This window comes from Pseudooctadecabacter jejudonensis, assembly GCF_900172275.1.
In the GTDB taxonomy this organism is placed as follows: Bacteria; Pseudomonadota; Alphaproteobacteria; order Rhodobacterales; family Rhodobacteraceae; genus Octadecabacter; species Octadecabacter jejudonensis.
The window spans coordinates 919,156-932,681 of record NZ_FWFT01000001.1; the positions used below are offsets into that span (position 1 = coordinate 919,156).

General features: G+C 60.5%; 12 protein-coding genes and 1 tRNA gene. 4 read left to right on the forward strand and 9 right to left on the reverse strand.

Annotation, left to right across the window (positions count from 1 at the left end; all coding sequences use genetic code 11):
- Nucleotides 1–100: 100 nt before the first annotated feature.
- Nucleotides 101–1,912, forward strand: a complete 1,812-nt coding sequence (locus PSJ8397_RS04390) for a M3 family oligoendopeptidase (protein WP_085863304.1) — start codon at nucleotides 101–103, stop codon at nucleotides 1,910–1,912.
- A gap of 325 nt (nucleotides 1,913–2,237) precedes the next feature.
- Here the strand turns inward: PSJ8397_RS04390 and PSJ8397_RS04395 are convergent, their stop codons facing one another.
- The 5 genes from PSJ8397_RS04395 to PSJ8397_RS04415 all read right to left on the reverse strand — a co-directional run bounded on the left by PSJ8397_RS04395 (nucleotide 2,238) and on the right by PSJ8397_RS04415 (nucleotide 6,902).
- A complete protein-coding gene (locus PSJ8397_RS04395) occupies nucleotides 2,238–2,552 on the reverse strand; it encodes a DUF4389 domain-containing protein (RefSeq protein WP_085863305.1) in 315 nt (104 codons plus the stop codon).
- A 24-nt stretch (nucleotides 2,553–2,576) separates the two neighbouring features.
- Entirely contained in the window at nucleotides 2,577–3,533 is a 957-nt protein-coding gene (locus tag PSJ8397_RS04400) for a Gfo/Idh/MocA family protein (RefSeq protein WP_085863501.1), read from the reverse strand.
- Nucleotides 3,534–3,655: 122 nt separating this feature from the next.
- The gene (gene rpoH, locus PSJ8397_RS04405) at nucleotides 3,656–4,552 is read right to left on the reverse strand and encodes an RNA polymerase sigma factor RpoH (protein ID WP_085863306.1); all 897 of its coding nucleotides are present in this window, start codon (nucleotides 4,550–4,552) and stop codon (nucleotides 3,656–3,658) included.
- A gap of 231 nt (nucleotides 4,553–4,783) precedes the next feature.
- Complete coding sequence (locus PSJ8397_RS04410; RefSeq protein WP_085863307.1) at nucleotides 4,784–5,803, reverse strand: RluA family pseudouridine synthase; 1,020 nt, start codon at nucleotides 5,801–5,803, stop codon at nucleotides 4,784–4,786.
- Nucleotides 5,804–5,888: 85 nt separating this feature from the next.
- Nucleotides 5,889–6,902, reverse strand: a complete 1,014-nt coding sequence (locus tag PSJ8397_RS04415; RefSeq protein WP_085863308.1) for an AbrB family transcriptional regulator — start codon at nucleotides 6,900–6,902, stop codon at nucleotides 5,889–5,891.
- A 158-nt stretch (nucleotides 6,903–7,060) separates the two neighbouring features.
- Between PSJ8397_RS04415 and PSJ8397_RS04420 the strand changes: the two genes are divergently transcribed.
- Entirely contained in the window at nucleotides 7,061–9,244 is a 2,184-nt protein-coding gene (locus tag PSJ8397_RS04420; protein ID WP_085863309.1) for an NADP-dependent isocitrate dehydrogenase, read from the forward strand.
- 69 nt (nucleotides 9,245–9,313) lie between these two features.
- Here PSJ8397_RS04420 and PSJ8397_RS04425 read toward each other — a convergent pair whose 3' ends face one another.
- The 3 genes from PSJ8397_RS04425 to PSJ8397_RS04435 form a co-directional block, all read right to left on the reverse strand.
- A complete protein-coding gene (locus PSJ8397_RS04425) occupies nucleotides 9,314–9,697 on the reverse strand; it encodes a hypothetical protein (protein ID WP_085863310.1) in 384 nt (127 codons plus the stop codon).
- A gap of 185 nt (nucleotides 9,698–9,882) precedes the next feature.
- The gene (locus PSJ8397_RS04430; protein WP_085863311.1) at nucleotides 9,883–11,316 is read right to left on the reverse strand and encodes a hypothetical protein; all 1,434 of its coding nucleotides are present in this window, start codon (nucleotides 11,314–11,316) and stop codon (nucleotides 9,883–9,885) included.
- Nucleotides 11,317–11,408: 92 nt separating this feature from the next.
- A tRNA-His gene (locus PSJ8397_RS04435) sits at nucleotides 11,409–11,485 on the reverse strand.
- A gap of 140 nt (nucleotides 11,486–11,625) precedes the next feature.
- On the opposite strand from PSJ8397_RS04435, the gene PSJ8397_RS04440 reads away from it, so the two are divergent.
- A complete protein-coding gene (locus tag PSJ8397_RS04440) occupies nucleotides 11,626–11,814 on the forward strand; it encodes a DUF6324 family protein (RefSeq protein WP_085863312.1) in 189 nt (62 codons plus the stop codon).
- A gap of 31 nt (nucleotides 11,815–11,845) precedes the next feature.
- Entirely contained in the window at nucleotides 11,846–12,661 is an 816-nt protein-coding gene (locus PSJ8397_RS04445; protein WP_268794658.1) for a DMT family transporter, read from the forward strand.
- On the opposite strand, the gene PSJ8397_RS04450 is transcribed toward PSJ8397_RS04445, so the two are convergent.
- Entirely contained in the window at nucleotides 12,658–13,131 is a 474-nt protein-coding gene (locus tag PSJ8397_RS04450) for an MmcB family DNA repair protein (protein WP_085863313.1), read from the reverse strand. The genes PSJ8397_RS04445 and PSJ8397_RS04450 overlap by 4 nt on opposite strands.
- Between the last annotated feature and the right edge of the window lie 395 nt (nucleotides 13,132–13,526).

Below are 13,526 nucleotides of genomic sequence, written 5' to 3' on the forward strand. Positions count from 1 at the left end.
CCTTCATCTGACCGGAAAAACTCCCGCCGGAGGCGCCCCCCTGTTCAACCCGCGCGGCCGTACATAGGTATGGCATAACAGTACAACCAACGAGGCCCCCATGAACGACCCCCGCACCTTTGACGCCAACGCCACAGGCACGACCCCCTTTGGCGATCTGCCCGAATGGGACCTGACGGATCTCTACCCCGCGCCCGACAGCAAAGAGATCAAGCGAGATCAGGATTGGCTCGAAGACGCCTGCCGCAGCTTTGCCACCGATTACGAAGGCAAACTCGCAGGTCTTGACGCCGATGGCCTGCTTGAGGCCGTCAAACGCTATGAACAGATCGACATTATCGCAGGCCGCATCATGTCCTACGCAGGTCTGCGCTATTACCAACACACCACAGACCCCGAACGCGCCAAGTTCATGTCTGACATGCAAGACAAAATCACCACCTACACCACACCGCTGGTGTTCTACGGGCTGGAATTCAACCGACTTGATGATGCCCACATAGAGGCCCTTTTGGCTGCCAACGCGGATCTTGCCCGCTACAAACCCGTGTTCGACCGCATGCGCGCGATGAAACCCTATCAGCTGTCCGATGAGCTGGAAAAGTTTCTGCACGATCAATCGGTTGTGGGATCTGCCGCGTGGAACAAACTGTTCGATGAAACCATTGCCGGCCTGAAATTCACCGTAAACGGGGACGAGCTTAACATCGAAGGAACGCTCAACCTGTTGTCCGAACAAGATCGCAGCACACGCGAAGCGGCCTCGCGGGAACTGGCCCGCGTGTTTGGCGAAAACGTCGGCCTTTTCGCCCGGGTCCACAACACGCTCGCCAAGGAAAAAGAGGTCGAAGACCGTTGGCGCGGCCTGCCTACGCCTCAAACGGGCCGTCACCTGAGCAACCATGTAGAGCCAGAGGTGGTCGAGGCCCTGCGCAATGCCGTCGTCGACGCCTACCCCCGTCTGTCGCACCGCTACTACGCGCTGAAGGCCAAATGGATGGGCCTTGAGACGATGGAAGTCTGGGACCGCAACGCCCCCCTCCCGATGGAGGCAGACCGCACCGTCCCGTGGGACGAAGCCCAACAAACCGTCATGGACGCCTACGCCGCCTTCGATCCGCGCATGGCCGATCTGGCCAAACCCTTTTTCACCGATGGCTGGATCGACGCGGGCGTCAAAGACGGCAAGGCCCCCGGCGCTTTTGCCCACCCCACGGTCACCACGGTGCACCCTTACGTGATGCTCAACTATCTGGGCAAACCCCGCGATGTGATGACGTTGGCCCATGAATTGGGCCACGGCGTGCATCAGGTTTTGGCCGCTGAACAAGGCGAATTGCTCAGCTCCACCCCGCTGACACTGGCGGAAACGGCTTCGGTGTTTGGGGAAATGCTCACCTTCCGCAAGCTGCTCGATCAGGCCAAAGACGCGACCGAACGCAAGGTGCTGCTGGCTGGCAAGGTCGAGGATATGATCAACACAGTCGTCCGCCAGATCGCGTTCTATGACTTTGAATGCAAACTCCACGCCGCCCGCGCGCAGGGCGAACTCACGCCCGATGACATCAACGCCCTATGGATGTCCGTGCAGGGCGAAAGCCTCGGCCCGGTGTTCAACTTCATGGACGGGTACGAAACCTTCTGGGCCTATATCCCCCACTTCGTTCACTCGCCCTTCTACGTCTACGCCTACGCTTTCGGCGACGGCCTCGTAAACGCGCTCTATGCCGTCTTTGAAGAACAGGGCGAGGCGTTCAAGGACAAGTATTTCGACATGCTCAAAGCCGGCGGGTCCAAACACCACAGCGAATTGCTGGCCCCCTTCGGCCTCGATGCCTCGGACCCTGCCTTCTGGGCCAAGGGTCTCAGCATGATAGAAGGCATGATCGACGAATTGGAAGCGATGGAGTGACATCCCTTGCGGAAAGGGCGGCGCGGCGCAGTCCGATCAAACCCAGCCCCGGTTCATCGTGAACCGATGGGCCAGCCCAACGGCTCATATGAAAAAATCCGATCCTCACTCAGCCCCCTGTTTCGCTGTTTCTCAAATATGCAAAAGCCGCGCCCGCCAGGGCGCGGCTGGTCGGATTTGCGCAGCAAATTCGAAACCAAATTGATCGCCACACCGCAAAGACGTCCCTCGATCGACTTGCGGCCCGTCCAACTCCGCCTTCCGTCATGGGCCCGCGAAACCGGCTTCGCCTCTTCGCTACACCCATAAGTTGGATGACCTGCGGTCAGTCCAACTCCGTCCAGGGCCAGGGTTTCACCTCGGACGCGCCGGTTTGATACCGCGTGGCCTTGGCCACCCAAATGCCCACATCCGTGCCCAAATCCGCAATCCGTTCGTTGGGCTGCTTTTGGTTCACCAACATGATGATGAATTGCAGCAAGGCCAAAAGCCCGATCACTGACCCCGCGAAAGAAATCATGAACGCGATGATGATCATGTAAATCAATCGGGAAAACAGGTTCTCTTCGATGGGCTTTTCAGGCGCACGCCTCGACGTGTTTTCAGGCATCACATCATCAAACTCATTGGGATCCGCCATGGTCCTGTCTCCTCTCTCAGCGCCTTAAGCCGCATAAATCCGGTCAATGACCTCTTGCGTGGTCTTGGCCTGTTCCAACGTCCAGCCAAAGGCCGCCTCACCGCGCATCGCCGCGCCAAAGGCCTCAACTTGCAGGACATACTGGCGCACGGCGGGCCAACGTTCAACACGGGTGCCCCCCCCCGCCTGAACGATCCTGATCTGTGCCTCACCCACTTTGCCCGCGTTGAACGGCGCCAGCACATCAATGCGTCCGTGGCTTCCCACAAATGACATCCATTGGCTGTCATGAATGTTCATCGCCGTCACCCAATGGGCAGTAAACCCGTCAAACCGTACCGACACCCGTGCGCGCACATCGACCCCGTTCAACATATCAATGTCCGCATGTGTGATCTGATCGGGGGTCTGTCCCGTCGCCAAAATGGTAGATCCGATGGTGTACACACCAATGTCCGGCAGGCTGCCGCCCCCCTTGGCCGCGTCATAACGCACATTGGTCAAATCAGGGTTGTTGTAGGTAAAGATCCCGTCCACATGGGCCAGCGTCCCAATCGCGCCATCCGCCAGCAAATGCCGCACACGGTGCCACTGGGGATGATGGGCAATCATATAGGCCTCTGCGGCCTGTAACCCCGTTTCATCGCGTCGTGCCATCAGCGGATCAATCTCCGCCGCCTTCAACCCAACGGGCTTTTCCACCAAAACATGTTTGCCCGCAGCCAAAGCCTTCATCGCCCATTCGATATGCAGATGATTGGGCAACGGGACATACACCGCATCAACGGCGGGATCCGCCAGGACCGCATCATAGGTGTCATGCACCACCAAATCCGGCGCAAAAGCCTGAAAAGGCGCGGCCTTCTCAGCCGAAGACGTCCCCAAAGCAACCAACCGCGCGCCAGAGGCCGCATGGATCGCAGGGCCCATCTCCTCCCGCGCGAACTTGCCCGCGCCCAAAATTCCCCAGTTCACGACCATGCTCCGCCCCCTGTTGCCTCTGCCGTCTGTCTTTGTTTCAAAAATATCCCCGCCGGAGGCATCAACAGCAAGAAAAAAGACGCGAACCCCGTTGGGGGCCCGCGTCTTTCGCATTCAAACCTTTAGGCGCTGGCCAACATGCCGCGTTCGCGGGCCAAGGTCTGCATTTTCTTCTGCAGCTTCTCGAACGCCCGCACTTCAATCTGGCGGATCCGTTCGCGGCTGACGTCATATTGGCCGCTCAGCTCTTCCAAGGTCACCGTCTCGTCGGCCAGACGACGTTGCATCAGAATGTCTTTTTCGCGGTCGTTCAGCACATCCATGGCTTCGGCCATCAATGCGCGGCGGGCCTCCAGCTCATCGCGGGCCTCATAATCGCCCGCCTGGTCCGCATCTTCGTCTTCCAGCCAATCCTGCCACTGCATGGTGCCTTCGCCCTCGGATCCAACCGTGGCATTCAGCGATGCGTCGCCACCGGACATCCGGCGGTTCATCGAAATCACCTCGTCCTCGGTCACGCCCAAATCGTTGGCGATCCGCTTGACGTTCTCGGGGCGCAAATCGCCGTCTTCCAAAGCACCAATGCGGCTTTTGGCCTTACGCAGGTTGAAAAACAGCTTCTTTTGCGCCGACGTCGTGCCCAGCTTCACCATGGACCAGGACCGCAGGACATATTCCTGAATGGAGGCCCTGATCCACCACATGGCATAGGTCGCCAGACGAAAGCCCTTTTCAGGGTCGAACCGTTTGACCGCCTGCATCAGGCCCACGTTCGCTTCAGAGATCACCTCAGCCTGAGGCAGGCCGTAGCCACGATACCCCATCGCGATTTTGGCGGCCAACCGCAGGTGCGACGTCACCATCTTGTGCGCCGCTTCGGTGTCCTCTTCCTCAACCCAGCGTTTGGCCAGCATGTATTCTTCTTCGGGCTCCAGCATCGGAAACTTGCGAATTTCCTGCATATACCGGTTCAGGCCCTGTTCCGGCGATGGCGCCGGTAAATTTGTGTAAGAGCTCATTTTGCCCCTCCCAAAGGTCGTGTTGGCCGTTCTTCGAACTTATATGTTTACGGCCTTAACATGGATATGGGCGCACAATGCGTCCCATTCAAGACTGATCTGTTCAGTTTTCATAAATCCAAACTAAGAATTGGTTAAGTCGGTTCCACAAACATGTCGCGGCCCTCACGCACATGGGACGCACAGAGCGCAATTGTTACAGATTTCACAGTCTGGTGCCCGACGAACGGCCTAACATCCACCCAGCGCCGCCACCAAATCGCGCATATCCTGCGGCATCGGGGCCTCAAACCGGATCATCTCCCCGCTCACGGGGTGTTCAAACCCCAAAGTGGCGGCATGCAGCGCCTGACGCGAAAACGCGCGAACAGCCTCAATTCCGCGGGCCCCAATGGCCTTTTCGGACAATCTGCGTCGGCCGCCATAGGTCGGATCCCCGATCAACCCATGTCCCGCATGGGCCAGATGCACGCGGATCTGATGGGTGCGCCCTGTTTCCAACCAGCAATCCAGCAAGGCAGCGGTGGGCGGTGTGCCGTAACTCTCAACAATGCGCGCGCGCGTCACCGCATGCCGCCCGTTGTGCCACACGACCTGTTGTTTCTGACGGTCATGTTTGTGGCGCGCCAGCTGGGTTTGCAGCTTTAGAATATTGCCCGCCTCAAACGACGCCCCCTTCACGCCGCGCACGCGGGGGTCGGTGCTGTCGGGCACGCCGTAACAGATCGCGCGGTAATGACGCTCCACGGTGTGCGCCTCAAACTGCGCGGCCAGCCCGTGATGGGCGCGGTCCGTCTTGGCCGCCACCAACAACCCCGACGTTTCCTTGTCGATCCGGTGCACAATGCCGGGCCGCTTTTCCCCGCCCACACCCGACAGGCTGTCACCGCAATGGTGCAACAAGGCATTCACCAACGTCCCCCCTGGCGTGCCGGGGGCCGGATGCACCACCATGCCCGTGGGCTTGTTGACGACAATCAGTTCGGCGTCCTCAAACACCACATCCAGCGGAATGTCTTCGGCCGCCACGTGATAGTCATCCGCAACCTCAACACTAATCCGAACGGCATCTCCCTCTGTTGCCCGCGCCCGTGGGTCCGTGACAACCACGCCGTTTACACGCACAGCCCCCTCAGCCAGCAAACGCGCCAGCCGCGACCGGCTGAGCGCCGCCCCCTCAGGCACATCCCGCGCCAACGCCTTGTCCATGCGCGCAGGCGGTGCCTCCCCGATTTGAAATTCTACATTCATGCGCGCCTGATACGCCCCAACCTGCCATATGTCACGACGCCCCCCTTCATCTGGCCCAAAAAACTCCCGCCGGAGGCATCCCAGCCTATCCGCCAAACCAGCGGTCAACCAAAGGCGCCCCAATGATCACAAAGACAATCCGCACCAAATGATGCGCCACCACCACCGCCGCATCCGCCCCCGCGACCAGCGCCACGATCGCCATCTCCGCTTGTCCACCCGGCGCAAACGCCAAGGCCGCCTCGGTCAGCGGCAACCACCCCAACCGCACGATAAGCACCGCGAAAAGCCCCCCGACCCCCAAACTCAAAACCGAAAACACAACCCCCGCCGTCACATCCACCTGCACCTCTTTCCAGGTGATGCCGGAATATTTCACGCCAATCGTGAACCCGATAAAAAACTGCGCCGCCGCGATGGCCTCCGCAGGCGGTCGGTTCTCAATCACACCGGCCAAGGACAGACCGGCGGTCAAAAACAACGGCCCCAGGATCGACGCCCCGAACAGCCCTACCCGTGCGGCGATCTTCCAGCCCGCAATTCCGGCAGCGCCCAAGACAATCAACTCAGCCAACGGCACATTCGTCCAGGGCGCGCCCACAGGCCCGTTCAGCTCCGCCCCATAAAAATAGGCAAACACAAACGGCAAAACCATCACCACAATCAACACCCGCGTGGCATGGATCAGCGACAGCGCCCGCACATCACCGCCTGCCTCTTCGCCAAACAGCAGCATATCCTGCAACCCACCCGGCATCGCGGAATAAAACGCGGTGGGATGATCAAACCCGAACCCGCGCCGAAACAGCGGATAGCCCACAGCGCCGACGCAAATCACCAAGGGCGGCACCAGGGCCAACGTCCAAATCAACGTGCCCAACTGCGCAAACAACGCCGGCGTGATCGTGGCCCCCACCGCCACCCCCAGAATCGTGCGCATCACTTGGCTGGCCCGTGGCGCGCCGCGCAACCGCACACCGCAAAGGGCGGCGATCAAACATCCCAACAACGGCCCCAACAGCCACGGCAGCGGCAACGCCAGCGCCATGAAAACAGCAACGCCCACGCCGGAAATGATAAGGGTGATCAACAAAGCCATTGGAATGTGGTGCCACGCCTCGCCCACAAAGCCCAGCCCCCCGAAACCGGTGTATCAATTGTCGCGGCCTGTCGGGTTCCGGTAGACGATGGTATACAAAGACGTTAAACGGCCTCCAAACCCTCCCATCCACCCTCCGACCACAGGGAACCTGACCCATGACCAAGATCATTTACACCACCGTTGATGAGGCCCCCCAGCTGGCCGCGGCCTCCCTCCTGCCCATCATCAAACGCTTCCTGTCCGAGGCAGGGCTTGAGGTTGAAACCCGCGACATTTCCCTCGCAGGCCGCATCATCGCCGCCTTCCCCGATCATTTGACCGACGCCCAACGTCAGTCCGACGCGCTGGCCGAATTGGGTGAACTGGTCAAAACCGCCGATGCCAACGTCATCAAACTGCCCAACATCTCCGCCTCCGTGCCCCAGCTGACCGCCGCCATCGCGGAGCTGCAGGGCCAAGGCTACGCCCTGCCCGACTACCCCGAAGCCCCCCAAACAGACGATGAAAAAGCCGTGCGCGCCAAATATGACGCCATCAAGGGATCGGCGGTGAACCCCGTGCTGCGCGAAGGCAACTCCGACCGCCGTGCGCCCGCCGCCGTCAAAGCCTTCGCCAAAGCCAACCCGCACCGCATGGGAAAATGGGTCAGCGACAGCAAAACCCGCGTGGCCACAATGGGCGAAGACGACTTCCGCTCAAACGAGGCCTCCGTCACCCTCGCAGACGCCGCAACCCTGCGCATTGAACATGTAGCAGGCGACACCGTGACCGTCATGAAAGACGGCCTCGACATGCCCGCAGGCACCATCGTCGACAGCACGTTCATGTCCGTCAAAGCCCTCAAAGCCTTCTACAACAAAACCATCGAAGACGTAGCCAAAGAAGGCACACTTTACTCCCTGCACATGAAGGCCACGATGATGAAGGTCTCCGACCCGATCATCTTCGGCCACTGCGTGCGTCAATATCTGGCCCCCGTCTTCGCCAAACACGGCGACCTGTTTGACGCCAACGGCATCACCCCCAACGGCGGTCTGGGCACCCTGCTGGACAAAATCGCAGACCTGCCCAACGGGGCTGAGATTGCGGCAGAGATCGACGCGGTCATGGCCGACCGCCCGCCGCTTTACATGGTCAATTCCGACAAGGGCATCACCAACCTGCACGTCCCCTCCGACGTGATCATCGACGCCTCCATGCCTGCCGTGATCCGCGCAGGTGGCAAGGGCTGGGGCCCTGACGGCGAAGAGGCGGACACCACTTGCGTGATCCCCGACAGCTCCTACGCGGGGGTCTATGCCGAAAGCATCGATTACTTCAAAGAAACCGGCGCGCTGGATCCGGCCACCGCAGGCACCGTGCAGAACGTCGGCCTGATGGCGCAAAAGGCTGAAGAATACGGCTCCCACCCCACCACGTTTGAGGTCCCCGCCGCCGGTGAGATGCGCGTGATGAACGGCGACACCGTTCTGATGTCCCATGCGGTTGAGGCAGGCGACATCTGGCGCATGGCTTCCACCCGCAAAGCCCCGATCATGAACTGGATCGAACTGGCCATCGAACGTCAGGCGGCTGAAAACTGCCGCGCGATCTTCTGGCTCGACGAAACCCGCGCCCATGACGCCGAATTGCTGAACTACGTGCGTCCGGCGTTGGCCGAAAAAGGCCTCACCGACACGTTTGAGGTCATGGCCCCCACGCCAGCAACCCGTGCCTCCTGCGAAGAAATCCGCGAGGGCCGAACCACAATCGCCATCACCGGCAACGTGCTGCGCGACTATCTGACGGACCTGTTCCCGATCCTTGAGGTCGGCACGTCGGCCAAAATGCTGTCCGTGGTGAAACTGATGCAGGGCGGCGGGTTGTTTGAAACCGGCGCCGGTGGCTCCGCCCCCAAGCACGTCCAACAGCTGATGGAAGAAAACCACCTGCGCTGGGACAGCCTTGGCGAGTTCTGCGCGCTAGGGGAAAGCTTGCGCTTCGCTGGCGGCGCGAAAGCTAAAGTCATGGGCGACGCCGTGGACACCGCCACCGTCAAACTGCTGGCCGAGGGCAAATCTCCGGGCCGCAAAGTGGGTCAGGACGACAACCGCGCCTCCCACGCGCACTTTGCGCTCTACTGGGCGGAGGCGCTGGCCAACCAGACAGACGACGCCGAACTGGCCACCGCGTTTGAACCCGTGGCCAAGGCCTTGGCGGACGGGATCGATGCGATTCTGGCTGAAATCAAGGCCGGTGCGGGCCAGCCTGTCGATCTGGGCGGCTACTACCACGGCGATGCGGACAAAACCGCAGCTGTCATGCGCCCCTCTGCGACGCTGAACGCGATCATCGGCTAAGCCAGCCCCAAAAAACAGCCAAGGCCCGCCTGTTTCCACAGGCGGGCCTTTTCGTGTCTGATGCGTCCCTCAGCGGATCGAATACACGAAGGACGCGCCATTGCCGCGATCGCGCGTCACCGTCGCCTCATTGCCGCTGACGGCCCAGATCTGGCAATCGAGGTCCAACGTGCGGCTGGTGCCGATGCTGCCCTCGCGGCAGGCTGCGCCCTCTTCCCATGTCCACGTGCCGGAAATGCCCTGCCCGTCCCACGGACCCGAAATCGTGCCATCGGCGTTAAACGCAAAGGTGTTGCCCTGAAAATCCAATGTCCGACCGACAATGGCTTGTTCAAATTGCGCCCGGGTGGTCAATGTCATCGATGCAGCCTCAGCTGCGCCCGTCTCAACCGGTGCTGTTTCCATGCAGGCGGTCAACCCCGCCAATGCCATCGCGCATCCCAAAAGTCTCATATGGTTGTCCTTCCCAATCTGCCCCGCGTCCTGCCCCCCAAATTGCCAAAGGACGCACGCACGCCCTTTGGCAGAGGGACCATTCAGCACCAATACTCACTCAAACTGTGCCGCAGGTCGTTTCAATAGGGGCAATCGGCCATGCCAGCGGGGGGCCACGCAACAGCGATAACCGGCGGGCTACCTCAAACAGGGTATGTGGCGAAGATGTCCGACAGAACCGTGCGCAAAGGTGCGCCCTCGGTCAGATGCCCCATCTGGGGTATGACCTGTGCGGGCTGGCCAGTGACATCATGCGACAAGGCCATCAGCTCATCAAGATCATGCACCCTGTCTTGCGCCCCGTGCCAAAACCGCCGCTCCATTGGCAAAGCCCGCGCCCTGTCCCATTTGAAATGCAGTTGCGACAGATAATCGTGGCGCATGGACCCGATGGACCCGCGGATCACTTGCTGCACCCGCGCGGCCCCCTCGGATGTGGCAAAGGCGGCATCCAGCACGGCCTGATCCACCGCACTGCCCCTGAAAATACGTCTGATGGTGCGTTCCAAGCGCCGCGTGCAGAACGCAGCCCCTCCCAGATGCTGCACCATCACCATCGCCATCCGGCTGTTCTGACGCAGCGCCCGCACCAGAAAATCACCGAAATAGGCGTCCCGCGATGGCCGTCGCCCTGCCGAATAGCAGGTTGAAACGAAATCGATCCGCGCCACCAGATCAGGGCGCGCCTCTGCCAGCGCCGTGGCATACCCGCCCGACGACACCAGCGCGATGACGGGCACCGGCACGGCACAGACAGCCCCCAACACCGTTTCGCAATTCGCAACGACGGCGGCGCAATGATCGTCCCACCGGCCTGACCGCACACCCGATGTGGTCAAACACTGCGGGCGTATGGGCCAGATCGCACGAATGCCCAGATCATGACACAGCGCGACATCCTCGGCGGTGATCGCCGGGAAGATCATCGGATGCAGCACCATCACAACCCGCCCCGTAACCGGCCCGATATCCAGATACCGCACCGCCGCACCGCTGGCATCCAACACCGCCGCGCATCGCACGCCGGCGGGCAAAAACGCCGCATAGCCGCCAAGGTCTTTGCTCTCTGACCGGTATAGCGTGGACAGCTCAGCCGACAATCTGTGCGCGGCACCTGCGGCAAAAGCCACCAGCGCCGCCTGACTTTCAACGCCCAGCTTGCGAAATACCCCCTGCAACTGTTTGCGTCGGGTCGACACGGCAACGCCCGCGGCCTCTGCGCTGCTCTCGACGGTCCGCCCGCAGCCCAAATCCGCAAACAGCTGAAACTCAGCCTCAGACAAGGGCGTATCCAAAGCGCTGTTCACATGGTCGCGCAGATCCCCCCTCCGAAGGGTGAACACCACCTGATGGCCTGCGTCCCATACGCCCAACCGTTCGTCCGACGGGGCCGTCAAAGGCCACATGGGCAAACCGGATGTCTGCGTCTGGGCCCACACCGGTGCATCGCCAAACCAAAAGGTCGGCATGTCTTCAATCACGTTCAGTTTTTCAGAAAAGGCGGCCAACCCGTCGTGGCCCTCATCCAGCGATGCCGCGATGACCGGCAAAGCATCCAATCCCGTCATCTCACCCATGTGCACCCCCCTTACGCCAAACTTACACGTTGGCGCGCGGCTGACAACAAAAGCCCTGTCTTGGCGACGTCTATGGCATGCGGGGGAGAGAATGGTACCACCTCCTGGTCTCGAACCAGGGACCTCTTGATCCACAATCAAGCGCTCTAACCAACTGAGCTAAGGCGGCACGCGAGGGCTGATTTAGCCAGACAGCCGACCGAATGCAAGAGGGTAAGGCGCGTTTTCAAGCGGTCATTTCCCCTGCCCTTGCCATTTCCCCCGCCCCCGCGCTAGATCATCCCAAGATCGGCAAAGGACACCACATCCATGGGCATCAACGACGAACGCGATATTGAGGCAAACCTGCAAATCGGGCCAACCGATCACGGTCAGGTGCGATTGTTCATTGATGCAGGCCAGTTTGAGGTTCCGATGGATTTCACACCCGAAGAGGCCGAAGAAATCGCCGAGGAAATCCTCGCCGCAGCCAAGGCCGCCCGCCTCGTCAAACGCTGAAACGCCCCCCCTTTGGCTGGTTGGTGTCACGGTGTTCGTGGCCATGACCTGCATCGTGATTGGCGACACCGCCGGAAAAATTCTGACCCAACAGGGCGTCAGCCCGCTGTTTGTCGCCTGGACCCGGTTTGCGCTGGCCGGTCTGGTGCTGTTGCCGTTTATGGGCTTGCAGGCAGATGATCTGCGGGCTGTGCGGGATCCTCTGGTCTGGCTGCGCGCGCTGCTGATTGCAGGCGGCATCGTCTGCATCCTGACGTCCCTGCGCACAGAACCTGTCGCCAACGCCTTTGGCGCGATGTTCATCAACCCGATCGTGGCGTTTGGATTGGCGGCGGTTTTTCTCAAGGAACGGGTGACTGTCACGCGGTCCGTGCTGCTCATCGCAGGGTTCATCGGCGTGCTGCTGGTGGTCAAACCGGGATTCGGGTTCACGCCGGGACTTGGCTTCGCGCTCAGCGCAGGGCTGCTCTATGGGGCCTTTCTGACGACCACCCGCGCGGTGGCACAAAAATATCGCCCAAGGTTGCTGCTCATTTCGCAACTCCTGATCGGCTCCGTTCTGTTGGCGCCCATGGGTTTGTCGGTTTTGCCAACCGCGATCAGCCTTCCGATGTTCGGATTCATCCTGCTCAGTGCGCTGGCCTCGGCTGCGGGCAATCTGCTGGTCGTCATGGCCAGCAAAACCAGCCCCAACACGACAATCGCACCGTTGATCTACTTGCAGCTGATTTCGGCCACAGCGATCGGGTATATGGTGTTTGGGGATTGGCCCGACCCCATCAGTTTTTTGGGCCTGTCCGTGATTTTCGCCGCCGGCATGTCATCGCTGGCCCTGTCACGCCGCTAGCCAAAGCCCGCCCCAAACCCTGCGGTCGGATCCCGCAGCGCCTGTAACCGCATCGCCGCCGTGCGGGCAAACTTCTGCACCATCACCTTGCGCCGCGCTGCGGCCAGCTTGTTTTCCGGCCCCATGCGAACGATCTCAGCATCATAAGCGTCAGCCAGGATCAGCCCCGTTTCATTCGGAAGCAAATCCGTCGGAAAATCCCCATCCACCGCCCAAAAGAACCGGTCGCACCACTCCAGATACCCTTGCCACTTGTGATCCGACTGAAAATCCGCGCGGCTGGATTTACATTCAACCACCCAAACCTCGCCCTTCGGGCCCAACGCCATAACGTCCACCCGCAACCCTCGCACAGGCACAAGTTCTTCAACACACACAAAATTCATCGCGCGCAAATGTCGACAGACCCCCCGTGCCAAAAGCTGACCGGGCTGAAGCGTTGCAGAGGTTTGAAGCAAATCATCAGGCATATCTGAAACATGAACAATTCATGAACATCGGTCAAGGTCTGGCACGACCACCCCTTCATCTGACCCGAAAAACTCCCGCCGGAGGCCAAAATCTTGTAAAAGATTTTGCACCCAAAAATTCTACGAATTTTTGACACACCCGCCGCAGGCGCCCTTGTGCAATGGGGACCTACGCACTACCTCAAGTGTCGGCGGGCTTCTGCTCTTCTCGTATACAACGGGTAAATTCCGGTGGCCTTAAGCAAATCCGAGGGAGCTGGCTCTGTCATGGCCCTGGCCACGTTACCTGGCGCCCACCTGTACATACAGGTCCTCGGGAATTCAGACCCCTACGGTCGCTGCGGGGCCCGCCACTTTTGACGTTCGGTCATGTTCGAACGTCCGAATTGGGGGCG